This window comes from Rhizobium sp. N324 (assembly GCF_001664485.1).
GTDB lineage: Bacteria > Pseudomonadota > Alphaproteobacteria > Rhizobiales > Rhizobiaceae > Rhizobium.
Window position 1 is genome coordinate 313,505 of sequence record NZ_CP013630.1, and the last position, 20,887, is coordinate 334,391.

Annotated in this window: 23 protein-coding genes and 1 pseudogene; 8 read left to right on the plus strand and 16 right to left on the minus strand. The window is 62.7% G+C overall.

The window, feature by feature from the left end; genetic code table 11:
• Positions 1-6: 6 nt before the first annotated feature.
• Together AMK05_RS01500 and AMK05_RS01505 are read right to left on the minus strand one after the other, a co-directional pair.
• Positions 7-366: a nuclear transport factor 2 family protein gene (locus tag AMK05_RS01500; RefSeq protein ID WP_064835907.1), complete on the minus strand. Its 360-nt coding sequence runs from the start codon at positions 364-366 to the stop codon at positions 7-9.
• Between the two features lie 359 nt (positions 367-725).
• Positions 726-1,721, minus strand: a complete 996-nt coding sequence (locus tag AMK05_RS01505) for an aldo/keto reductase (RefSeq protein ID WP_064835908.1) — start codon at positions 1,719-1,721, stop codon at positions 726-728.
• A 175-nt stretch (positions 1,722-1,896) separates the two neighbouring features.
• On the opposite strand from AMK05_RS01505, the gene AMK05_RS01510 reads away from it, so the two are divergent.
• On the plus strand, positions 1,897-2,784 hold the full coding sequence (locus AMK05_RS01510; RefSeq protein WP_064835910.1) for a LysR family transcriptional regulator: 888 nt from the start codon (positions 1,897-1,899) through the stop codon (positions 2,782-2,784).
• 49 nt (positions 2,785-2,833) lie between these two features.
• Here the strand turns inward: AMK05_RS01510 and AMK05_RS01515 are convergent, their stop codons facing one another.
• Positions 2,834-3,331, minus strand: coding sequence for a YciE/YciF ferroxidase family protein (locus AMK05_RS01515; RefSeq protein ID WP_064835912.1), 498 nt, complete (start codon positions 3,329-3,331; stop codon positions 2,834-2,836).
• A 150-nt stretch (positions 3,332-3,481) separates the two neighbouring features.
• On the opposite strand from AMK05_RS01515, the gene AMK05_RS01520 reads away from it, so the two are divergent.
• Complete coding sequence (locus AMK05_RS01520; protein WP_064841233.1) at positions 3,482-4,099, plus strand: hypothetical protein; 618 nt, start codon at positions 3,482-3,484, stop codon at positions 4,097-4,099.
• Here the strand turns inward: AMK05_RS01520 and AMK05_RS01525 are convergent.
• Together AMK05_RS01525 and AMK05_RS01530 are read right to left on the minus strand one after the other, a co-directional pair.
• Positions 4,089-4,532, minus strand: a complete 444-nt coding sequence (locus tag AMK05_RS01525) for a GNAT family N-acetyltransferase (protein WP_064835913.1) — start codon at positions 4,530-4,532, stop codon at positions 4,089-4,091. The genes AMK05_RS01520 and AMK05_RS01525 overlap by 11 nt on opposite strands.
• A gap of 14 nt (positions 4,533-4,546) precedes the next feature.
• On the minus strand, positions 4,547-5,494 hold the full coding sequence (locus tag AMK05_RS01530; RefSeq protein ID WP_064835915.1) for an aldo/keto reductase: 948 nt from the start codon (positions 5,492-5,494) through the stop codon (positions 4,547-4,549).
• 181 nt (positions 5,495-5,675) lie between these two features.
• Between AMK05_RS01530 and AMK05_RS01535 the strand changes: the two genes are divergently transcribed.
• Entirely contained in the window at positions 5,676-6,662 is a 987-nt protein-coding gene (locus tag AMK05_RS01535) for a Gfo/Idh/MocA family protein (protein ID WP_064835917.1), read from the plus strand.
• A gap of 14 nt (positions 6,663-6,676) precedes the next feature.
• Here the strand turns inward: AMK05_RS01535 and AMK05_RS01540 are convergent, their stop codons facing one another.
• Both AMK05_RS01540 and AMK05_RS01545 read right to left on the minus strand, forming a co-directional pair.
• Positions 6,677-7,054 carry a GtrA family protein gene (locus AMK05_RS01540; protein ID WP_064835919.1) on the minus strand — a complete coding sequence of 126 codons (378 nt, stop codon included), beginning with the start codon at positions 7,052-7,054 and terminating at the stop codon, positions 6,677-6,679.
• Positions 7,051-8,058: a glycosyltransferase gene (locus tag AMK05_RS01545; RefSeq protein ID WP_064835921.1), complete on the minus strand. Its 1,008-nt coding sequence runs from the start codon at positions 8,056-8,058 to the stop codon at positions 7,051-7,053. Before AMK05_RS01545 ends, AMK05_RS01540 begins: the two co-directional genes overlap by 4 nt.
• Before the next feature lie 160 nt (positions 8,059-8,218).
• Here AMK05_RS01545 and AMK05_RS01550 point away from each other — a divergent pair, with 160 nt between their 5' ends.
• Positions 8,219-10,060: a hypothetical protein gene (locus tag AMK05_RS01550; RefSeq protein WP_064835922.1), complete on the plus strand. Its 1,842-nt coding sequence runs from the start codon at positions 8,219-8,221 to the stop codon at positions 10,058-10,060.
• A gap of 21 nt (positions 10,061-10,081) precedes the next feature.
• On the opposite strand, the gene AMK05_RS01555 is transcribed toward AMK05_RS01550, so the two are convergent.
• A complete protein-coding gene (locus AMK05_RS01555; RefSeq protein ID WP_064835924.1) occupies positions 10,082-10,327 on the minus strand; it encodes a hypothetical protein in 246 nt (81 codons plus the stop codon).
• A 255-nt stretch (positions 10,328-10,582) separates the two neighbouring features.
• Between AMK05_RS01555 and xseA the strand changes: the two genes are divergently transcribed.
• Positions 10,583-12,166 (plus strand): exodeoxyribonuclease VII large subunit, encoded by a 1,584-nt coding sequence (gene xseA, locus AMK05_RS01560; RefSeq protein ID WP_064835927.1) that lies wholly within the window; start codon positions 10,583-10,585, stop codon positions 12,164-12,166.
• Between the two features lie 316 nt (positions 12,167-12,482).
• Here the strand turns inward: xseA and AMK05_RS01565 are convergent, their stop codons facing one another.
• A complete protein-coding gene (locus tag AMK05_RS01565) occupies positions 12,483-12,980 on the minus strand; it encodes a MarR family winged helix-turn-helix transcriptional regulator (RefSeq protein ID WP_064835929.1) in 498 nt (165 codons plus the stop codon).
• Between the two features lie 81 nt (positions 12,981-13,061).
• On the opposite strand from AMK05_RS01565, the gene AMK05_RS01570 reads away from it, so the two are divergent.
• Entirely contained in the window at positions 13,062-13,973 is a 912-nt protein-coding gene (locus AMK05_RS01570) for an EamA family transporter (RefSeq protein ID WP_064835931.1), read from the plus strand.
• Here the strand turns inward: AMK05_RS01570 and AMK05_RS01575 are convergent.
• The gene (locus tag AMK05_RS01575; RefSeq protein WP_064835933.1) at positions 13,921-15,174 is read right to left on the minus strand and encodes an aminopeptidase; all 1,254 of its coding nucleotides are present in this window, start codon (positions 15,172-15,174) and stop codon (positions 13,921-13,923) included. The genes AMK05_RS01570 and AMK05_RS01575 overlap by 53 nt on opposite strands.
• Positions 15,175-15,425: 251 nt before the next feature.
• Positions 15,426-16,109, minus strand: coding sequence for a glutathione S-transferase family protein (locus AMK05_RS01580; protein WP_064835935.1), 684 nt, complete (start codon positions 16,107-16,109; stop codon positions 15,426-15,428).
• A gap of 79 nt (positions 16,110-16,188) precedes the next feature.
• Here AMK05_RS01580 and AMK05_RS01585 point away from each other — a divergent pair, with 79 nt between their 5' ends.
• A complete protein-coding gene (locus tag AMK05_RS01585; RefSeq protein ID WP_064841234.1) occupies positions 16,189-16,632 on the plus strand; it encodes a MarR family winged helix-turn-helix transcriptional regulator in 444 nt (147 codons plus the stop codon).
• Between the two features lie 2 nt (positions 16,633-16,634).
• Here the strand turns inward: AMK05_RS01585 and ybaK are convergent, their stop codons facing one another.
• The 4 genes and pseudogenes from ybaK to AMK05_RS01605 all read right to left on the minus strand — a co-directional run bounded on the left by ybaK (position 16,635) and on the right by AMK05_RS01605 (position 19,315).
• Positions 16,635-17,108 (minus strand): Cys-tRNA(Pro) deacylase, encoded by a 474-nt coding sequence (gene ybaK / locus AMK05_RS01590; protein ID WP_064835937.1) that lies wholly within the window; start codon positions 17,106-17,108, stop codon positions 16,635-16,637.
• A gap of 7 nt (positions 17,109-17,115) precedes the next feature.
• Positions 17,116-17,469, minus strand: a complete 354-nt coding sequence (locus AMK05_RS01595) for an ArsC family reductase (RefSeq protein ID WP_064835940.1) — start codon at positions 17,467-17,469, stop codon at positions 17,116-17,118.
• Positions 17,470-17,550: 81 nt separating this feature from the next.
• Complete coding sequence (locus AMK05_RS01600; RefSeq protein WP_064835942.1) at positions 17,551-18,609, minus strand: succinylglutamate desuccinylase/aspartoacylase domain-containing protein; 1,059 nt, start codon at positions 18,607-18,609, stop codon at positions 17,551-17,553.
• Positions 18,610-18,707: 98 nt separating this feature from the next.
• A pseudogene (locus tag AMK05_RS01605) lies at positions 18,708-19,315 on the minus strand (2'-5' RNA ligase family protein).
• A 167-nt stretch (positions 19,316-19,482) separates the two neighbouring features.
• On the opposite strand from AMK05_RS01605, the gene AMK05_RS01610 reads away from it, so the two are divergent.
• On the plus strand, positions 19,483-20,046 hold the full coding sequence (locus AMK05_RS01610; protein WP_064835944.1) for a methylated-DNA--[protein]-cysteine S-methyltransferase: 564 nt from the start codon (positions 19,483-19,485) through the stop codon (positions 20,044-20,046).
• 34 nt (positions 20,047-20,080) lie between these two features.
• Here the strand turns inward: AMK05_RS01610 and AMK05_RS01615 are convergent, their stop codons facing one another.
• Positions 20,081-20,815, minus strand: coding sequence for an SDR family oxidoreductase (locus AMK05_RS01615; protein WP_064835946.1), 735 nt, complete (start codon positions 20,813-20,815; stop codon positions 20,081-20,083).
• Positions 20,816-20,887: the final 72 nt, after the last annotated feature.

Consider the following 20,887-nt stretch of genomic DNA (forward strand, 5'->3'; position numbering starts at 1 on the left):
GTCTTTTCACGTGTGGAGATGATAGAGTTTGCTGACGATCGTCCAGCGGCCGTCGATCTTCAGCAGCGAGAGATAGTCGGTAAAGCGCATCCCGGCGAAATCGTCGGTGACCTTGACGCTCGCCGCGTCGCCCTCGACATCGACGTTCTGGATATCCATGAAGGGCTGCGTGCCGGGTGGCGCCGGCTCCTCCGCCAGGATGGCGGCGATGAATTCGTCCCGCGTCAGCCATTCGACGGCATTCTGGTAATAGCCGATGATCGAGCTTTTCGGGTGAAACGCCTTTTTCAAGGCCGCCTCATTGCCGAAGGCCATGCCTTCGACATAGAGATGAACCGTCTGTTCGACTGCCTGCCTGTCCGACATGTTTTCATCCCGTTTTCCGAGATGGCGTTAGATAGTTTCGTCGGCCGAGAAGGCAAGCCCGGCCGTTGCGTTAGAGCCTTTCCTGGTTAGATTGAAGCATTCTGCCGGAGCAGGTTTTCGTCAGGGCAGAGGCGATTGGCGAAGGGCATACCCCAGGTACGTCCGAGCCGATCGCCTCTGATCCTGGCGGAAAGATGCCCGGCCCTTCGGGTTGGCTGAAACGGGCCGGCTGATCGACCGGCCGGCTTGGCCGTAGAACTGGGCTACGACGCGCGCCGGCCGGTCGACCATCCGACTCCGTTTGAGCCACCAGAATGCTGCAATCTAACCAGGAAAGGCTCTAGGCCGGGCTTGGCCGCTCACAGGTTCGTCATCGCAAGCGAGGCATCGGAATAGCGTTTTCCCGCCACCTCTGAGACGGGGATCGCCGCGCTGAGTTCTGCAAGCTCCGCCGCGCTGAGCCCGATATCGGCGGCGGCGGCATTCTGTTCGAGATGATGAAGCTTGCGGGCGCCGGGAATCGGCACGATGTCGTTGCCCTGGCTCAGTACCCAGGCCAGCGCCAACTGCGCCGCCGTCACGCCCTTCTCGGCGGCAAGCCTCTCCAGCGTCGCGACGAGAGCGGCGTTGGCGTCGAAATTCTCCGCCTGGAAACGCGGCACCTGCCGGCGGAAATCGTCCTCGGCGAGATCTTCGACCTTGCGGATCGCGCCGGTGAGGAAGCCGCGGCCGAGCGGGCTGTAGGGCACGAAGCCGATGCCGAGTTCGCGGCAGGTGGCAAGCACATCCGCCTCGGGATCGCGTGTCCACAGCGAATATTCGCTCTGCAGTGCGGCGATCGGATGCACCGCATGGGCGCGGCGGATGGTGGCGCTGCCGGCTTCCGAGAGGCCGAGGGCGCGAACCTTGCCTTCCCTCACCAGCTCGGCCATGACGCCGACCGTCTCCTCGATCGGCACGTTGGGGTCGACGCGGTGCTGGTAAAACAGATCGATGGTCTCGATCCCAAGCCGTTTCAGCGAGGCTTCGGCGACGTCCCGAATATGCTCGGGGCGGCTGTCGACGCCGGCGATCGCGGCCGCACCGGCCTTGCTGGTATCGATCTTGAAGCCGAACTTGGTGGCGATCACCACCCGGTCGCGGAATGGTTTCAACGCCTTGCCGAGAAGGATTTCGTTGGTAAAGGGGCCATAGACTTCGGCGGTGTCGAAAAAGGTGACGCCGAGATCGACGGCGCGATTGAGCGTCCTCACCGATTCCGCTTCGTCGCTGGCGCCATAGGCAAAGCTCATGCCCATGCAGCCGAGGCCGACGGCTGAGATCGTGAGATCGTTTCCGAGTTTCCGGGTTTTCATGATGCGCTCCTTTTCTGAGCTGGGACCGAAGGAGCATGATGCCGAAAAGTGTGAGCGGTTTTCGGACAACCTCATGCTCTCAAAGAGGTCTTGCGGTAACGGGCAGACCATATCCTTGCCGCATCGGTCAGAAAATATATGCAATTTATAACGGCTTGTTCTATCATTTCGATCAATGAACAGAACACAGCTCTCGCAACTCGCCGTTCTCGCCGCCGTTTCCGAGCATCGCAGCTTCCGCACCGCAGCCAAGGAACTCCTCGTCGCGCCATCTGCGATCAGTCATGCGATCTCGAGCCTGGAGGAAAGTCTGGGTGTCCGGCTTCTGGCGCGCACCACCCGCAGCGTCGCGCCGACGGAGGAGGGGCGCCTGCTTCTCGACAGACTGCGGCCGGCGCTTGAGGAGATCGATATTGCCCTGGAGGCGGTCCGCGATACGCGCGCCAGGCCGGCCGGCAACCTGCGCATCACTGCGCCGCGCTTCGCCTCCGATCTCCTGCTCGCCCCGCGCCTTGGTGATTTTCTCAACCTCTATCCGGATATCACCCTGGAGATCGCCAATGAGGATGGCTTCACCGATATCGTCAAGGAGGGGTTCGATGCCGGCATAAGGCTGGAGGAGAGCCTGGAGGCCGATATGATCGCGGTCAAGATTTCGCCGGATCTGACGACCGTCATCGCCGCCTCGCCCGACTATTTCGAGCGCTATCCGAAGCCGGAGCATCCACGCGATCTCGTCCATCACCGCTGCATCAAGCGGCGCTTTACCAACGGCTCCATCTATCGCTGGGAATTCGAAAAGGACGGGCAGGAATTGGTCGTCGCAGTCGACGGGCCGCTTGTTGTCAGCGAGGATCGGCTGGCGCTGCTTGCGGCGCTGAACGGCGTCGGCCTTGCCTATCTCTTCGATATGCGGGTGGATGACGAACTGGCGAGCGGCAAGCTGGTGCGGGTGCTGGAAGATTGGTGCGCGCCCTATTCCGGGCCGTTTCTCTATTATCCCAGCCGGCGGCAGATGCGCCCGGCACTGCGGGCCTTCATCGATTTCTTCAAATATGTTTAGGAAGATCCGGGCGGCGGGTAGAGACCCGCCGCCCGTTCTCTTCACTGGATCAGGCAGCCTTTGCCTTCTGGTTCGCCGCCGTGGTGGCGAGCTGGGAGAGGATCTTGTCGGTCGCCGTTTCCTCCTGCAGCGTCTGGTCGAGCAGGCTGACGACGTCCTTGAAGCCGAGCGTCGCGGCCCAGGTCTTCAGTGTGCCGTAACGGGCGATTTCATAATGCTCGACGGCCTGGGCAGCGGAAATCAGGCCGGCATCCAGCGCCGGCGTGCCCTTGAATTCCTCCATGATTTCCTCGCCCTCGGCAATAATGCCCTGGATCGCCTCGCAGGTCTTGCCCTGGGCGCGTTTGCCGATCTTCTCGAATGCCTGCTGCAGGCGCTCGACCTGGCCTTCGGTTTGCTCCAGGTGCTTCTGGAAACCCGCTTTCAGTTCGGAGGACTGGGCGGCGCGCGCCATCTTCGGCAGGGCGCGCAGGATCTGCCGTTCGGCAAAATAGATGTCCTTGAGCGTATCGTAGAAGAGATCTTCCAACGTCTTTTCCTTGGCCATTTTCTCGATCCTTGTTCTGGGAAAGGCCGCGAATGCGGCGACACACTAAGAAGCAAGGATTACGCAAATTGTTCCCGATCGATTTCGGGTGGACTGGAAATCTGCTCCGGGCGATGTTTCCTGCCATCGATGCGGGAGGAAGGAAACGTCATGCGCAAGCCGGGTTCGATGAAGGGTCTGGAAGATCTTGGCCGGATAAGGCTGTCGCAGAACTTCTTCTTCCGTGATTTTCTGCACTCCGAAATTGCCGATTTCCACCGCATTCCCAATATCCCCGACGATCCCGATCTGGCGATCGAGGCGGGCAGGAGGCTTTGCCAGGAATTGCTGGAGCCGCTGGAAACGACCTTCGGGCGCCTGCATATCCGCTCCGGCTATCGCTCGCCTGATGTCAACAGGTTCGGCAACGACAACAATCTGAATTGCTCGACCAATGCCGCCACCGCTGCCCATCACATCTGGGACATGCGGGACTTCGACGGCTGCATGGGGGCGGCGGTCTGCATCGTCGTGCCTTGGATGCTCGACCGCTACAATGATGGAAGCGACTGGCAGCGGCTCGCCTGGTGGATCCACGACCATCTGCCCTATGCGTCGCTCTGCTTTTTTCCCAAGCTCTGGGCCTTCAATATCCAGTGGCACGAACGGCCGAAACGGGTGATCCAGAGTTATATCAGCCCCCGCGGCATCCTCACCAAACCGGGCATGGCGAACTGGGAAGGGAAGCATTCCGAGTGGTACGAAGGTTTTCCTGCCCTCAGAAGCTGATGCGATAGCGGATGTGCCCGTCGCTCTCGACATAGCTGTCGTAGAGCGCCCGGGCCGTCTTGTTCTGCTCGCTCGTATGCCAATAGAGCCGCGACCAGCCCTTCGCCTTGCCGAGGCCGACGAGATCGTCCATCAGCGCTCGCCCGATGCCTTTGCCGCGTGCCTCGGGATCGACGAACAGGTCTTCGAGATAGCAGTCCCTGCCGCGGATCCAGGTGCCCTCATGGGTGAGATAGAGCGCAAAACCCATGATCTTGCCGTCGACCTCGGCGACCCGCATGGCGATCGCCGACGCCGGATCGAAAACCCGGCGCCAGGTGGAATCGGTGATATCGGCATCGACCGTGACTTCGTAAAAGGCGAGGTAGGCGGCCCAGAGTTCGCGCCAGCGCGCTTCGTCTTCGGGGCGGGCATCGCGGATCGTCACGGTCATCGGCTCTCCCTCTTTCAGTTGCCGGCTTCGTCGAGCAGCGCCATCGCGTCATCGGATAGCTGAAGTGTCGCCGATTTCGCCAGGCTTTCAAGCTGCGAAAGGCTGGTCGCGCTGGCGATCGGCGCCGTCACGCCCGGTTTGCGCAAGAGCCAGGCAAGCGAAATTTCCGCGGGCTTGGCGCCGGTCTCGGCCGAAACCCTGTCGAGCGCGGCAAGAATGCGCATGCCTTTGTCATCCAGGTATTGCGAGACCCGGCCCTCGCGGGCCCGGCCCCGCGTATCCGCCTTGTTGCGGTATTTACCGGTGAGGAAGCCGGCGGCGAGGCTGAAATAGGTGATGACGCCGATTTCTTGCTTGATGCAAAGCTCGGCCAGCGACCCCTCGAAGCTTGAGCGCTCATAGAGGTTATATTCCGGCTGCACCACATCATAGCGCGGCAGACCGGCCTTTTCGGCAGCGTCGAAGGACGCTTGCAGCAGCGTCGCATCATAATTCGAGCAGCCGATGGCGCGGATCTTGCCCTGCTGCTTCAGCTTGGCAAAGGCGCCGAGCGTTTCCTCGTGCGGCGTATCGGCATCCGGCCAGTGCGAGAGATAGAGGTCGATATAATCAGTCTGCAGCCGACGGAGCGAATCCTCGACGGCCTTCAGAATATAGCTCTCCTTCAGCGTCTTTCCCTGTCCCATGTCCGAGCCGACCTTGGTGACGATCACGGCCCTGTCGCGGGAGACACTTGCCTGTTTCAGCCAGCGCCCGATGATCTCCTCGGAATCGCCGCCCTTGTTGCCCGGAACCCAGGCGGAATAGACATCGGCCGTATCGATCGTGTTCAGCCCCGCATCGAAGAAGGCGTCGAGAATGGCGAAGGATGTTTTCTCGTCGGCCGTCCAGCCGAAGACATTGCCGCCGATGACGATCGGCGCGACCGAAAGACCTGTTTTTCCAAGCCGGCGCATTTCCATGACGCTCTCCAAAAGGGTGATGGTAATTGAAATCGTGGACACGGCAGGACGCCGCCTTGCGAACAACCTAGCGCGATCCGGGCATGAGGGAAGGCAAACTTCCGTGATTTCCTGTCGCGCCATTGCGCCGCGGCCAGGGCCTGAATATGGTTCGCGGACATTTGTTTCGGGAGGCTTGGATATGCTGCGTTTCGGTATCATTTCAACAGCGAAGATCGGCCGCGACAATGTCGTTCCGGCGATCCAGGATGCGGAGAACTGTGTCGTTACGGCAATCGCCAGCCGCGATCTCGCCCGCGCCAGGGAGATGGCCGACCGCTTCTCGGTGCCGCATGCCTTCGGCTCCTACGAGGAGATGCTGGCTTCCGATCTCATCGACGCCGTCTATATCCCGCTGCCGACCTCGCAGCATATCGAATGGTCGATCAAAGCAGCCGATGCCGGCAAGCACGTGCTCTGCGAAAAGCCCCTGGCGCTGAAGGCAGGCGATATCGACGAAGTGATCGCCGCCCGCGACCGCAACCGGGTGGTGGTCACCGAAGCCTATATGATCGCCTATTCGCCGGTGTGGCGGAAGGTGCGGGCGCTGATCGAAGAAGGCGTGATCGGCTCGCTCCGGCATGTGCAGGGCGCCTTCACCTATTTCAATCGCGATGCCGCCAACATGCGCAACATCCCCGAGCTCGGCGGCGGCGGCCTTCCCGATATCGGCGTCTATCCCGTCATGGGCACGCGGTTTTCCACCGGCAAGGAAGCGCTGCGGATCCAGGCGGTCACCGAGCGCGATCCCGAATTCGGCACGGATATCTATTCGAGCGTCAAGGCCGATTTCGGCGATTTCGAGCTGAGTTTCTATATCTCGACGCAGATGGCCAACCGCCAGGTCATGGTCTTCCACGGCACCGACGGTTACATCGAGGTCAAATCGCCGTTCAACGCCAATCGCTGGGGCCCCGAGGAGATCGAGCTCGCCGACCGCAGCCACAATCAATCGCGAATCTTCCGCTTCCAGGACAGCCGCCAGTACAAGCGTGAGGTCGAAGCCTTCGCCCGGGCGGTGAAGGACGGCAACGAAGAGCTCGTCACGCTGGAAAATTCCAAATTGAACCAGAAGGTGATCGACGCGATCTACCGGGCCAGCGAGAAGGACGGCTGGGAAGCCGTCTAGCGCAATTTCGAGAACTATTCGGCGCGGAAGACGAAGCGCGAATAGCCGAAGAAGCTGAAGACCATCGAGGCGATGCTGGCGATCATCATCGCCGCCAGCGGCTGGAGCGCCGGCAGCGACAGCAGAAGCGCGGAATAAAGCCCGTAATTGACAAGCGCTGTCGTTACCCCGATCGAGCCGTAGCGGAAGCCTTCGACGGCGAGCGACCGGCCGGAGCGATCGAACGTGTAGCGCCGGTTGAAAACCCAGGTCACTGCCATTGCGCAAGCGATCGCGACAAGCCGTGCCAGGAACGGCCCAAGCGGCGTCAGATGCAGCAGCGCCGACAGCATGCCGGCATCGACGAGGAAGCCGATGCCGCCGGCGATGGTGAAGCGGATGAGCCTTCTCACGCCGCATCCGCCTTGCCGGGACGCCTGCTCGATGCCGGCGCTGTCTGGCTGAGCGGTGCCTTGACCATGCTCGGCGTCTCCAGATTCATATAATGGATGCGAAGCTGTTCGGCGCGGGCGCGGGCCACCGAATCCAGGATGACGCCGGCAGTGAACAGCATGAAAGAGATCATCATCAGTGCCATCGACAGCACCCAGGTCGGCATGCGGCTGACGAGACCCGTTGCGAAATATTCCGCCAGCACCGGCGCCATAAAGCCGAGGCTCGCCAGCATGAAGCTGGTGCTGATCGTGCTGAAGAAGGCGAAGGGCCGAGTTTCCTTCATCAGCATCGCGAACATCCAGAGGATCCTGCCGCCGTCGCGGAAGGTCGAAAGCTTGGAATGCGAGCCTTCCGGCCGGCGGCCGTAATCGAGTTCCAGCTCGCTGACCGGCAGCTTCAGCCGCGAGGCGTGCACCGACATTTCGGTTTCGATCTCGAAGCCGCCCGAGACCGCCGGGAAGCTCTTGACGAAGCGGCGCGAGAAAGCGCGGTAGCCGGAAAAAATGTCGGTGAAGTCGGGGCCGAAGATCGTCCGGTAGAGCAGGTTGAAAAGCCGGTTGCCGAGCGCATGGCCCTGACGGCCGGCATCGGCATGCACGCCGCGCCGGGTTCCCACAACCATATCGGCCCGCTCGGTCAGCAGGGTGCGCACCAGCTCTTCGGCGTCCTCTGGTGCGTAAGTGCCGTCGCCATCGGCGATGATGTAGATATCGGCCTCGATGTCGGCGAACATGCGGCGCACGACGTGGCCCTTGCCTTGCCGCCGCTCGCGAACGACATGCGCGCCGGCCAGCATCGCCTGCAGCGCGGTGCCGTCGGTGGAATTATTGTCGTAGACATGGACCGCCGCATCCGGCAGCGTCGCGCGGAAACCCCGCACCACAGGGCCGATTGTCGCCGCCTCGTTATAGCAGGGAAGCAGGACGGCAATATTCGGATTATCGGTATGCGATCGGGCCATGACTCTACTCGTTACACTGAAAGCCGCACGCAGCCTAAATCACCCGCCGTTAATAAGACCCTATGACGCAGGCAAAATCGGCGCCTGGCGCCACGGCTTTACACTTTCTTGATCGGCGACGGCTAAGCTTCGGCCATCTGGAAACGAAGCGCTAACCACGATGAACGCCGTGCAGCCGATCGCCAATGCCGCATCCGTGACCACCGTCCAAAGGGGCGGGCTGGGCAGGCTGATGATGCGCCTGTGGCCAACCGTCATCACCTATAGCGTCCTTCTCGCCGCCATCCTCCTCGTCGCCAAGCTTTGTACCGCCACCGATTATGTCGGTCCCGACAATGACGACGGAATGCGTCTGGTCGAGGTCCGCGATTTTCTTGCCGGGCAGGGTTGGTTCGATCTGATGCAATATCGCCTCGGCCTCGGTGGCGGCACGCTCATGCATTGGTCGCGGCTGATCGATCTGCCGATCGCTTCGCTGATCTGGTTCTTCGGCCTGTTTGCGCCGCGCGAAACGGCCGAGGCGCTGGCGCTTGCCGTCTGGCCGGTTTCGCTCGTCCTGCCCGCCATGCTTGCCATGGCCGTTGCCGGGCGCCGGATCGGCGGAATTGCCGGCATGCATATCTGTCTCGGCATGACCGGTCTTGCGATCTACACGGGCAACCGTTTCGCGCCGGGAGCCATCGATCATCACAATGCCCAGCTGGCGCTGGTTGCGACGATGGTGGCGATGCTGCTGGATCCTCAGCGGCGCGGCTGGAGTTATGCGCTTGCCGGTATCGCCGCAGCGGTCGCCATCGCCATCGGCGCCGAGACGACGCCTTTCGTTGCCGCCGTCTGTCTGACCATCGCTTTTCTCTGGGCCTGGGAAGGGGAAAAATTCGCCGCTGCCGCGAAGGCCTTCGGGTTGGCGCTGGCGATTGCGATCAGCATTCTCTTTGTCGCAACGGTACCGCCCCGCCTCTATTCGACGGTCACTTGCGACAATCTCTCGCTCGGTTATTACAGCCTGGCGGCGATCGGCGGCGGGTTGCTGCTGTTTTCGGCGGTTTTTGCCAGCCGCCTGCGCCGGCCGTTGCGCTTTGCCGCACTTGGCCTCGTCGGCGCCGGCGTTCTCGGTTCGGCGATGGTGATCGCGCCGCAATGCCTGAGCGATCCGCTCGCCGGTCTCGATCCGATGCTGGTCGAACTCTGGCTGAAGAATGTGTCGGAAGCGCAGTCGGCCTTCGTTCTTCTTCGCACCGATCCCTCCTCCCTCGGTGGCTTCTATGCGGCCGGCCTGTTCGGCATCGCGGTCTGCATCTTCCGCATCGTTCGGCGCGACCGCATGCAGATCCACCTGGTTCTGCTTTTCCTGCTCGCCATCAGCTGGGCGATCGCGCTGGTCCAGGTGCGCGGCAGCACTTTCTCGAACCTGCTCTCCATTCTGCCGCTTGCCTTGCTGATCATCGATATCAGACGGATCTCCAACAGCGACAGCGAGAACGTTTCCACCGCCTTCGTCTATATCGTGACGGTGCTGGCCAGCGTTCCGGCCGCCTGGGCAGTCGGCGGCGGACTTATCTCGCTGCAGATGGAGAATGGCGCGCAGAAGCAGGCGGCGGAAAAGCTGCATTCCTGCACATCGAAAGCGGCGCTGGCGCCGCTCGCCGGGCTTCCGGCCGGACTGGTCTCCGCACCCTCGGAAATGGGCGTGCCGATCCTCCGTTTCACGCAGAACCGGGTTCTCTCCGCGCCCTATCACCGCAATCAGGGCGGCATGCTGACGGAATTGCATATCGGGCTGGCGGAGCCGCAGGAGGCGGAAGCTTTCCTGAAGGGGGCTGATGTGACGGTGCTTGGCTTCTGCCCCGGTGACCTGCAGACGCGGGAGATCGCCAAATTGAAGCCGGATGGGCTCTACGCCGAACTCGGCAAGGGCAATATTCCGCCCTATCTGGAAAAGCTTCCGAAGGCGGCTGAGGTGGGTGTTCAGTTCTTTCGCTATCGGCCGGCGGCGAACTGACGCCGGCCTTTCGGCTGACCTTTAGTGGGAAACGCGCGTCGCGGGGCGAAGCCGCGTTTTGGCATAGAGCCCGAGAACGAAGAGCATCAGGCCGCCATTATAGCCGAGAACGGCATAGACGAAGGCCAGGATGGAGACCGGCCCGGGCGAGGTGATCGCCGCCGCGGCAAAGGTTATTCCGATCAGCGCGGCGATCAACGCGATCGCGGCAGCCGAGCGCGTTTGCCCGGCGGTGATGCCCAATGCTGCTGCTGTGAGAATAATCATTTCAGCACCTTCCCAGTGATAACGAGGGGAAGCATAGGAAGCGCCAGCTAACAAAGATTTACCGGCCGCCCCGGCCGAAAAGCCTTTGTATTGCGGTGGTTAGCAATCCCTTTCGTCTATAACGCGCATTCTAACTATGCGTTCCGCAACCAAACGGATTTACCCGATTTCGCTGCGATCTCGACAGCCGGGGAAACAGGCTTGTGCCGCGGCCCCGACCTTCCAGTTTGCCGCCGATCGACATAGAAAGAAGAGATGAGCAACCTCTTCGACAGCGATTCGCCGACCAACCTTGCCGAATACTCGGTTTCGGAGCTTTCCGGCTCGATCAAGCGCACCGTCGAAACGGCCTTCGACCAGGTTCGCGTGCGCGGCGAAATCTCCGGCTATCGCGGGCCGCATTCTTCGGGCCATGCCTATTTCGCACTGAAGGACGATCGCGCCCGCATCGACGCCGTCATCTGGAAGGGCACCTTCTCGCGGCTGAAGTTCCGCCCGGAAGAGGGCATGGAGGTGATCGCCACCGGCAAGGTCACCACCTTTCCCGGCTCCTCGAAATATCAGATCGTCATCGAGACGCTGGAGCCGGCCGGCGCCGGCGCGCTGATGGCGCTGATCGAGGAGCGCAAGCGCAAGCTTGGCGCCGAAGGTCTGTTCGATGCCGCCCGCAAGAAGCGGCTGCCCTTCATGCCCAAGGTGATCGGCGTCGTCACCTCGCCGACCGGCGCCGTGATCCGCGATATCCTGCACCGCATCTCCGACCGTTTTCCCGTGCATGTCCTCGTCTGGCCGGTGAAGGTGCAGGGCGAGGGCTCTGGCGAGGAGGTGGCGAACGCCATTCGCGGCTTCAATGCGCTGGAGCCGGCCGGTGCCATCCCCCGCCCGGACGTGCTGATCGTCGCGCGCGGCGGCGGCAGCCTGGAGGATCTCTGGAGTTTCAACGACGAAATCGTCGTGCGTGCGGCCGCCGAAAGCCGGATACCGCTGATCTCGGCGGTCGGCCACGAGACCGACTGGACGCTGATCGACTATGCCGCCGATGTCCGTGCCCCGACGCCGACGGGGGCGGCCGAAATGGCCGTGCCGGTCAAGGCGGAGCTTGAGGCGCAGGCCGCGGCCCTTGCCGCGCGGCTGCAGGGCTGCATGAACCGGCAGATGGATCAGCGCCGCCAGTCGGTGCGCGCTCTGATGCGGGCATTGCCGTCGCTCGATCAGCTTCTCGCCTTGCCGCGCCGGCGTTTCGACGAGGCGGCGGCCGGCCTTGGCCGCGGGCTCGAACTCAACACCATCAACAAGCGCCGCGGCTTCGAGCGCGTCGCCGCGCATCTGCGTCCCGATGTGCTGGCCAACCGCATCGCCGAGCGGCGGCAGACGCTGAATGAGCGAATGGTGCGGGCCGAGCGCATGGTCGAGCGGCTGATCGACCGCTCGAAATCCCGCGTCGGCCGCGCCGAGGCGGTCTTTGCCTCGCTGCCCGCCCGCCTGCAGGCGCAGACCGGCCGCGCCCGCGACCACCTCGCCAATCTCATCCGGCACGCCGACACCGCGACATCCCATCGGCTGATCCGCGCAAAAGCAGCCCTCGCGGCGCAGGATCGCGTGCTGCAGTCGCTCTCCTACAAGAATGTGCTGAAGCGCGGCTACGCGGTGATCCGCGACGAAGAGGACAGGCCGGTGTCGCAGGCTTCAGTCCTTTCGACAGGCGCCGCAGTCTCGATCGAATTTTCCGACGGCCGCATCGGTGCGGTGACCACGGAAGGCAGCGCACCGCCTGCCTCGCTGAAGAAGCGGCCCGCCAGGGAAACCGGCGATCCGTCGAAGCAGGGAAGTCTGTTTTAGAGCGGTTCCTGGCGGCCGACGCGCTGGTTGCTGTCATGGGTCCCCGGGTCGAGCCCGAGGACGACGGAGGGTGAGGTGCCTATGAGGCAGGGACCGCAAGCGCGTCGTGGTTTGTTGAAGCGGAGTGTAGGGAGTCTGTGCGGCAGGTAGGGCAGCGTTACTGTCGTTGCCGACGCAATTGCCACGCAAAAACCGCTGGCGCGCCTTGCTGAAATTCCTCCGGACGTTCCTATCTTGCCGCTCGGGTCCTCCACCTCCGTCCTGCTCGGGCTTGACCCGAGCATCCATGCCGCAAGCACGTCGCTACATGGTGAAGTCACTCGAAATCCGAAAGAAACTTCCTCAGCAGCCGGTCGAGTTCCGTCTTGTCGGCAGCGCTCAGATTCCCCGTCAACAGCCGCTGATTGGCGACATGCGCATCGACGGCCGCTTCCACCGTCGCCAGCCCCTTATCTGTCAGCGCGATCAACACGCTTCGCCTGTCATCCGGGTTGACGATGCGCTCGACGAAGCCTGATTTCTCCAACTGGTCGATGCGGTTCGTCATCGTGCCGGAGCTGACCATGGTCATCTCCAGGAGCTCGCCCGGCGAGAGCCGGTGCGGCGCGCCGGAGCGGCGAAGCGTGGCCAGCACGTCGAAGGCGGAGGTGGAAAGCCCGTGCTTCAGCAGCACCGCCTCCACTTCGCGGCCGAGATGGGTTCCGAGGCGCTTCAGTCGCCCGAGGATGCCCATCGGTTCGACGTCGAGGTCCGGGCGCTCGCGGCGCCATTGCGCCAGGATTCTGTCGACATGATCTTGCTTCTCTTCACCCATGTCACATCGATAGCAGGAGATATCTTGACGTCAAGATAAATTGTGCTATCCTGATTTTATCTTGATATAGAGATTCTTGAAGTGAAGACAAGCTCACGATATTTCGCCGATGTGCTGATCACCGCCGTGGCTCCGGCCATCTGGGGCAGCACCTATTTCGTCACGACATCCTTCCTGCCGCATGGTTATCCGCTCACCGTCGCGATGCTGCGCGCTTTGCCGGCAGGCCTGCTTCTGCTGCTCATTGTTCGCAAGTTGCCGACGGGCATCTGGTGGGGCCGCGCCTTCATTCTCGGCGCGCTGAACTTCGCGTTCTTCTGGGCGATGCTCTTCGTCTCGGCCTACCGGCTGCCAGGTGGCGTTGCCGCAACGGTCGGCGCGGTGCAACCGTTGATCGTCATCGCGCTGTCGCGCCTTTTCCTCGGCAAGGCGATCCGGCCGCTTGCCGTGCTGGCTGGTCTTGCCGGCATGGCCGGCGTGGGATTGCTGGTGCTGACGCCGAAGGCGGGGCTCGATCCTGCGGGCGTGGCTGCCGGTCTTGCCGGCGCCGTCTCGATGGCCTTCGGCACGGTGCTGACGCGGCGCTGGGCGCCGCCGGTGTCGAACCTCACCTTCACCGCCTGGCAATTGACGGCGGGCGGGGTCCTGCTGATGCCTTTTGCGCTTTTCCTCGAACCGGCGCTGCCGGAACCGACCATCGCAAATATCGCCGGCATTGCCTATCTCGCCCTGATCGGCGCGGCCTTCACCTATCTGCTGTGGTTTCGCGGCCTGTCGCGCATCGAGCCCTCGGCGGTCGCCTCGCTCGGCTTTCTGAGCCCCGTCGTCGCCACCCTGCTCGGCTGGCTGGCGCTCGGCCAGAGCCTGGCGCCGGCGCAGATCGCCGGCTTCGCCATGGTGCTTGCCAGCGTCTGGCTCAGTCAGCGCGCGACGACGCCGGTCAGGCCCATTCGCCCTGCCGCATCACCGGAACCCGCGAACCATCCGGCTTGAGACCGTCGATATCGACCTTACCCGAACCGATCATCCAATCGATATGGATGAGGCTGGAATTGCCGCCCTGCGCCTTGATCTCTTCCTGGCTCAGTGTCGCGCCGTTCAGGAAGCACTTGGAATAGCATTGGCCGAGCGCGATGTGGCACGAGGCGTTTTCGTCGAACAGCGTGTTGTAGAACAGGATGCCGCTCGCCGAGATCGGCGAGGAATGCGGCACCAGCGCCACTTCGCCGAGCCGGCGCGCGCCCTCGTCGGTATCGAGCACCTTGTTCAGGACCTCTTCACCGCGCGATGCCTTCGCCTCGACGATGCGCCCGGCCTCGAAGCGCACCTGGATATTGTCGATCAGCGTGCCCTGGTGCGACAGCGGCTTGGTGCTGGACACATGGCCTTCGACGCGCAGCGCATGCGGCGTGGTGAAGACTTCTTCGGTCGGAATGTTCGGATTGCAGGTGATGCCGTTCTTGGCGGTGGAAGCGCCGCCATGCCATTCATGCCCGTCGGCAAGCCCGACCGTCAGGTCGGTGGCCGGTCCCTGGAAATGCAGTGAAGCGAAGCGCTCGCCGTTCAGCCAGGCGGAGCGCTTGGCCAGATTGGCATTGTGTTCGGCCCAGGCGGAGACGGGATCGCTGACATCGACGCGCGAGGCGGCAAAGATCGCCTTGGCGAGCTTGGCGATGGCGATCGGTTCAGGATCGTCGGGGAAAACCACCTTGGCCCAGGACGGATTGGGATAGGAGACGATGTTCCAGTTGATGTCGAAATTCGAGATCTTTTCCAGCGCCGGCTTGTAGGCGGTCGATGTGGCGCGGTTGGCGCGGCCGACCTTACCGGCATCCTGCTCGGACAGGAGCAGCGGATTGTCGCCGGCAACCGCAAGGCGCGCCGCCCCGTTGGCATAGGCCTTGGCCATGCCCTCATAGAGCCAGTCGGAGGCGCGGTCGAAGCTCTCGTCGCTGCCGTGCTGATAGCGCGCCAACGTCGTTTCCTCGTCGGAATAGAAGGCGGTGACGAGGCCGGCGCCGGCCTGATAGGCGTGGCTGGTGATCAGCCGAACGAGCGGCAGCGCCACCACAGGCGCGGTGATCACCAGATCCTGACCCTTGCGCAGCTGCAGCCCGACCTTGACGGCGACCTCAGCCAGCTTCTCCAGCTTGACGGGATCAATGGTGTTCTGGCTCTGGGGCATGAAAGTCATGGTTCAACCTGCCTTCTGTCGTCGACGCTAGGGCAATTCCAGGAAAAGTGCGAAGCGGTTTTCTCAGGCAAAGCGCGAAGCGCTTTTGCCGGGAATTGCGTAAATCCAAAAGATTGGAGCGGTTCTGCGCTTCCGTGAAAAGCTGAACCGCTCCAAGAGGCTGGCAGACTTAGACCCGTTTGCGGCGAAAATGAAGCGTCGTGTCGCTGAATTGCGGGCGGCCGGCTGGATGTCCGGCCGCTGGCTGCGCTTCAGGCGGCGGCAGGCAGCCTGAGAAGGATCGAGTTGTGCTTCTCGAGGAATTCCGTCAGCCGCTGCGGGTAATCCTCGCCAACGGCGGCCTTCACGCTCGCGCGCTCGGACAGCGCCTGGCGCCAGCGCTGCACCCGCTCGAGCCCATCGAAGATGCCCCTGTCGCCGAGCGTATCGAAGAGATCGAAATAGCGGAAGACCGGCGCGAAGACGGCGTCGACCAGGCTGAAGCTGCTGCCGGCAAAATAGGGCCCGTCGCCCAGCGCCGCTTCGAGCGTCGCGAATTTGGACATCAGCGCTTTGCGCTTGGCGTCTAGCTGCAATTCATCCTGCGCCGTTTCATAACCCCAGAGATCGGAAAGCACCGAGGAGCCGAATTCCATCCAGCCGCGATGACGGGCGCGGGTCAGCGGATCGGCGGGATGCAGGGCGGCACCCGCTTGCGTTTCCTCCAGATATTCGCAGATGACGCTGCTTTCGAACAGCACGGCCCCGCCGCCATCCTCTTCCTCGATCTTGAGCAGCGGCACCTTGCCGAGCGGTGAAATTTTTAAAAACCAATCCGGCTTATCGGCAAGATCGATGTTGATGCGCTCAAACGGCACGCCCTTTTCGAGAAGCGCGATCGCGGCGCGCTGCACATAGGGGCAGAGATGATGGCTGATGAGGGTAAGCCTGCTCATGGAAATCTCCTGGTTATAATCCATGCAAATGCATCTAATATCGCTTGCGGCGGAATTCAAGATAGATGTAATTGCATTTATGTCCGAAAAAATGCCGAAACCGAACCAAGCCTGCACGCGTGCCTGGACGAGCATCATGCGCGTCCGCGAACGCTTGCTCGGCGCGATCGAAGCCGACCTGAAAGCGGCCGGCCTGCCGCCGCTTGCCTGGTATGACGTGCTGTGGGAACTGGTGCGCGCGGGGGATGGCAGGCTACGCCCCTATGAGATCGAAGAGCGGACTTTGCTTGCGCAATATAATCTTTCCCGCCTGGTCGACCGGCTCGAAAGAGAGGGGCTGGTCCGCCGCGAAGTCTTCGCCGAGGATGGACGCGGCCGCTGGGTGGTGATTACCGAGGACGGCCGGCGGCTGCGCGAGCGCATGTGGGCCGTCTATGCCGGATCGATCGAGACCCATATCGGTTGCAAGCTTGCCGAAGACGAGGCGAAGATGCTTGCCGGCCTGCTCGACCGCTTGCTTTGAGATCAGGCGACCAATGGCGCGCCGATAGCTTTCAGCGCTTTCAACGCATCCTTCGGATCGAGCCGCACCTGCAGCCCGCGCTGCCCGCCATTGATATAGACGAGCGGTTCGGCAAGGGCGGCTTCCTCGATTGCCGTCGGCACGCTCTTCTTCTGGCCGAAGGGACTGATGCCGCCGACATGATAACCCGTCAGCCGCTCGGCATCGGCAGGCTTCATCATATTGGCCGATTTGCCATGAAAGGCGCTCGCCAGCTTCTTCATGCTGACCTCGCGATCCGACGGCACGACGACGCAGACCGGCTTGCCGTCGACCTCGGCCATCAGCGTCTTCAGCACCCGATGCGGCGCTTCGCCCAAGGCCTCCGCCGCCTGCAGCCCGACGCGCTCGGCGCCGGGATCGTAATCATAGGTGTGGACGGTGAAGGCGACGCCTGCCTGGGAAAGAAGCTGTGTCGCGCGCGTGGTCTTGGACATTGGCCGCCTATCGGCCCGCGAAAGTGCCGGCGTAGACCTCCGGCTTGAACCCGACCAGCAGCTTGCCCTTCGCTGCCAGCACCGGACGCTTGATCATCGACGGCTGGTCGAGCATCAGCGCGATCGCCTTGTCGCGGCTCAGATTTTCGCGCTCGGAATCGGGCAGTTTGCGAAACGTGGTGCCGGCGCGGTTGAGCACGGTATCGAGGCCGGCCTGATCGATCCAGGATTCGAGATGGGCGCGGTCGATGCCGAGCGCCTTGTAATCGTGAAATTCATAGGCGACGCCGTGGGCTTCCAGCCAGCTGCGGGCCTTTTTCATCGTGTCGCAATTTTTAATGCCATAGATGGTGACAGTCATGCCGATCGATCTCCTGTGATGGCTGCGGGATAACATGCGGGAAGGGTGGCGCAAACGCCGCGCGGCACTTATCCCCGCCGCTCAATTCTCCAGCGTGCCGGCCTTGCGAGAGGCGTTGCTGGGGCTGCCGCAGGCGATCTTCATCAGGTCACCGCGCCGCCGCACCAGCCGGTCGGATGTCCGGGTCAGGATCAGCCCGTCCTGCGGCGCATGCAGGTCGAGGCTGCCGCCCGACTGCCCAGGCCGGGTGACGATCGTCGCCAGAAGCTCGCCCTGCACAATCCTTTCACCGATATTGCGATGGAAGAGCACGGCCCCGCCTTCTGGCGCGCGGAGGATCTCGACATTGTCGAGCGGCACGGCCGGGCCTAAAAATGCGGTTGCCTCTGTCCCGCCGTTGACGATCCCTCGCGCCGCAAGGAAACGCCAAAGCCCGTCCGCATCCCGCTTTGCCAGCGCCGGATCGACGTCGCGCTTGCCGCGCAGCTCGAGGGTGACGGAAAGCCTGCCCGGCAGCCGGGACCGGCGCTCGCCGGGAACCTCATACTTCCAGGCAAAGCCGACGGCTTCCTCGAAGGCCGAGCTTTCGCCATCCGAAAGCAGCACGGCCTGCAAGTCGAGCGCGGCGGCAAGATCGGCCGCTTCAGGCCAGAAGGCCTCGTCGATATAGGCATATTGCAGGGATTCGTCGTCGCAATGCAGATCGAGGACGAGATCGGCGCCGAGCGCCATGTGCAGAAGCTGCCGCTTCAATCTGTCGGTAGCCGGGCAATCATCGAGGTCTTCGATCAGCGTCGCCCGGTCGGCAAGGGAGATCAGCGGGAAATCCCGGTTGAAATTGGTGCGGGAGCCGAGGTCGAATCGGCCCTGCAAATCACCGAAATGCGACTGCGCCGCACCGATCGGATTGGCCTGCGGCACGACGGTGATGCCGCCGGCAATCCCGTCTTCGCTTTCCGCCTGCCGCAGCCGCTCGCAGAGGAAATGCAAGAGCGCCGTTCCCGGCAGCTCGCCGGCATGCAGTGCCGCCTGAATATAGATCTTCGGCGCCTTCGAATCGCGACCGAAAAAACGCAGCACCGGCAGCCGCCACTCCGTTCCCGGCGTATCGCCCGGGATGATGATCTCTGAAACATCCATGCTGTCTTCGCTCTCCGTTTGCCATCACCAACCGGCTTGCCGAGCTTTATGCGCGGAATTCGCGGAAGCGCAAGCGTGGTCCGCGGATGTCCTTGCCGTCAGCCGAGCAGCGGCCAGCGATCGATGATGTGGTGTTCGGTCTTTCCGAGAAGGCTGTGGATCAGCAGGAATTCCTGCGCCGTCCATGAAACCGGTTGGTCGAGGCTCGTCGGTGGCACCGCTTTGCGGTCATAGAGCAGCGTCATATGCGGCGTAAAATTGCGATCGATATTCACGCAATCCGGTATTGTGCATGCCGACGCCCAACTGGACATGCAGGCGCACGAGCGGCATCAGCCCGCCCTTGCTGCAGAGCACGAGAGGCCGCGCCTTGCGTTTCCGCTTGAAGCTCGCGATCCTGTCGAAGGTGACGGCAATCGGCGCGCCCTCGACTGTGGCGGCGGCCTGCCGGGCCGCGAAGATCACGTCCTCCGGCAAACATTTCATAGTCGCCGATGCCGATAACGCTCACATGCAGGGTCGTCAGCCGCGGCTTTCCAGAAAGGGAGAAGGTCTTGCCATAGTCATCGGCGATCGAAGCCGCTTGCCGTTCGACGATCGCAGGCGGGCGGAGCGCAAAGAAAAGCCTGTGGCCGCCGTTCTGGCTTTCACCCACCCGCCTGCGCCGATTTTGACCATGGTCGAAATCGAAAGAAATCTGGTCCATGCCTGTCAGGTCGTCATGACCGCCTCGCGCTCCAAAAACGGGTGAAAGATACGCCGGCAAGGGAGAATATCAAGAACAAAAAAAGAACACGAGGCGCAAGAATCGGGTTGAAACAGCGGCCGTCCCGTACGATTTTGGTGGCAATCGAAAAACGTGGAGGCTGCGTCATGGCCCAGACGATCCATCACTATCTCATGTTCGAAACCGCAGGCGGTTTCTGCGGCATATCCTGGAGCGACGCCGGTATCACCCGCTTCCAGCTGCCGACGAAGTCAGCGGAAGCGACCGAACGCCTGCTGCTGCGCCGCCTGCCGGAGGCCGAACCCGGCGCGCCGACGCCTGAGGTGCTCGAAACGGTCGCTGCCGTGAAGCGCTATTTCCAGGGCGAGGAGACGGATTTCTCAGGCGTTGAACTCGACCTTGCCGGCCAGGATGCCTTCTTCAGGGAGATTTATGCAGCGGCAAGGCGTGTCGGCTGGGGCCACACGACCACCTACGGCGCGCTGGCGAAAGAGCTTGGCGCCGGGCCGGAAGCCGCCCGCGACGTCGGCCAGGCGATGGCGAAGAACCCTGTCGCGCTGATCATTCCCTGCCACCGGGTGCTGGCGGCCGGCGGCAAGATCGGCGGCTTCTCGGCGCCCGGCGGTTCGTCGTCGAAGACCCGCATGCTGGAACTCGAAGGCGTCAACCTCGCCCCGCCGCCGCCCGCCCAGCAGTCGCTGGGGTTTTAAGCGACGGGGGCAGGCCAGCCGGGATATCGGTTGCTCAATGCGGGCTGGCCGTCGGCCGGATAATTATCTCGCTGACATCGACATCGTCAGGCTGGCTGACGGCATAGAGGATCGAATGGGCGACGGCCTCGGGGCTGATCGTGACCGCCCTGAAAGCCTTCATGGCGTCGCGCGCTGTGGGATCGGTGATCGTCTCGGCCAGTTCCGATGTCGTCGTGCCGGGCGAGATGACGGTGACGCGGATGCGATCGGTCTCCTGCCGCAACCCGTCCGAGATCGCACGCACCGCAAATTTCGTCGCGCAATAGACGGCGGCCGTTGGCGAGACACTGTGGCCGCCGATCGAAGCCAGGTTGATGATCTGCCCCGATCCCTGCGCTTTCATGATCGGCCGGGCTGCGGCGATGCCGTAGAGAACACCCTTGATGTTGACGTCGACCATCCGGTCCCACTCCTCCACTTTGAGAGCATCGAGCGGCGAGAGCGGCATGAGGCCGGCATTGTTGATAATGACGTCAAGCCGGCCGAATTCCAATCTGGCAAAACCGGCAAAAGCCTCGACTTCGGAACGGTCGGTGACGTCAAGCTTCCGCAGACGCACCGTTCCGCCCCTGGCTTCGATTTCACCGGCGAGCCTCTCCAAGCGCTCGGTACGCCGCGCGCCGATTACGATATGGGCGCCCGCGGCAGCCAGCACCTTCGACGCAGCCTCTCCGATGCCGCTGCTGGCGCCGGTGATGGCAATGACTTTTCCTTCGATACCAGACATTTCAAGCTCCTTTTGCAGGTTGAGGTTTCCTCGGATGTGCGATCAGCTGGGAAAATCGACGCCGGCGTCGTC

Coding starts and splice junctions, on each gene's coding strand:
- AMK05_RS01555 (WP_064835924.1), bottom strand. CDS start 10,327: ATGATTATTCTCACAGCAGCAGCATTGGGCATCACCGCCGGGCAAACG.
- AMK05_RS01580 (WP_064835935.1), bottom strand. CDS start 16,109: ATGAGCAGGCTTACCCTCATCAGCCATCATCTCTGCCCCTATGTGCAG.
- AMK05_RS01530 (WP_064835915.1), bottom strand. CDS start 5,494: ATGGAAATGCGCCGGCTTGGAAAAACAGGTCTTTCGGTCGCGCCGATC.
- AMK05_RS01525 (WP_064835913.1), bottom strand. CDS start 4,532: ATGACCGTGACGATCCGCGATGCCCGCCCCGAAGACGAAGCGCGCTGG.
- AMK05_RS01505 (WP_064835908.1), bottom strand. CDS start 1,721: ATGAAAACCCGGAAACTCGGAAACGATCTCACGATCTCAGCCGTCGGC.
- AMK05_RS01600 (WP_064835942.1), bottom strand. CDS start 18,609: ATGGATGTTTCAGAGATCATCATCCCGGGCGATACGCCGGGAACGGAG.
- AMK05_RS01575 (WP_064835933.1), bottom strand. CDS start 15,174: ATGACTTTCATGCCCCAGAGCCAGAACACCATTGATCCCGTCAAGCTG.
- AMK05_RS01510 (WP_064835910.1), top strand. CDS start 1,897: ATGAACAGAACACAGCTCTCGCAACTCGCCGTTCTCGCCGCCGTTTCC.
- AMK05_RS01535 (WP_064835917.1), top strand. CDS start 5,676: ATGCTGCGTTTCGGTATCATTTCAACAGCGAAGATCGGCCGCGACAAT.
- AMK05_RS01515 (WP_064835912.1), bottom strand. CDS start 3,331: ATGGCCAAGGAAAAGACGTTGGAAGATCTCTTCTACGATACGCTCAAG.
- ybaK (WP_064835937.1), bottom strand. CDS start 17,108: ATGTCCAAGACCACGCGCGCGACACAGCTTCTTTCCCAGGCAGGCGTC.
- AMK05_RS01585 (WP_064841234.1), top strand. CDS start 16,189: ATGTCCGAAAAAATGCCGAAACCGAACCAAGCCTGCACGCGTGCCTGG.
- AMK05_RS01500 (WP_064835907.1), bottom strand. CDS start 366: ATGTCGGACAGGCAGGCAGTCGAACAGACGGTTCATCTCTATGTCGAA.
- AMK05_RS01520 (WP_064841233.1), top strand. CDS start 3,482: ATGCGCAAGCCGGGTTCGATGAAGGGTCTGGAAGATCTTGGCCGGATA.
- AMK05_RS01545 (WP_064835921.1), bottom strand. CDS start 8,058: ATGGCCCGATCGCATACCGATAATCCGAATATTGCCGTCCTGCTTCCC.
- AMK05_RS01550 (WP_064835922.1), top strand. CDS start 8,219: ATGAACGCCGTGCAGCCGATCGCCAATGCCGCATCCGTGACCACCGTC.
- AMK05_RS01610 (WP_064835944.1), top strand. CDS start 19,483: ATGGCCCAGACGATCCATCACTATCTCATGTTCGAAACCGCAGGCGGT.
- AMK05_RS01565 (WP_064835929.1), bottom strand. CDS start 12,980: ATGGGTGAAGAGAAGCAAGATCATGTCGACAGAATCCTGGCGCAATGG.
- AMK05_RS01615 (WP_064835946.1), bottom strand. CDS start 20,815: ATGTCTGGTATCGAAGGAAAAGTCATTGCCATCACCGGCGCCAGCAGC.
- xseA (WP_064835927.1), top strand. CDS start 10,583: ATGAGCAACCTCTTCGACAGCGATTCGCCGACCAACCTTGCCGAATAC.
- AMK05_RS01595 (WP_064835940.1), bottom strand. CDS start 17,469: ATGACTGTCACCATCTATGGCATTAAAAATTGCGACACGATGAAAAAG.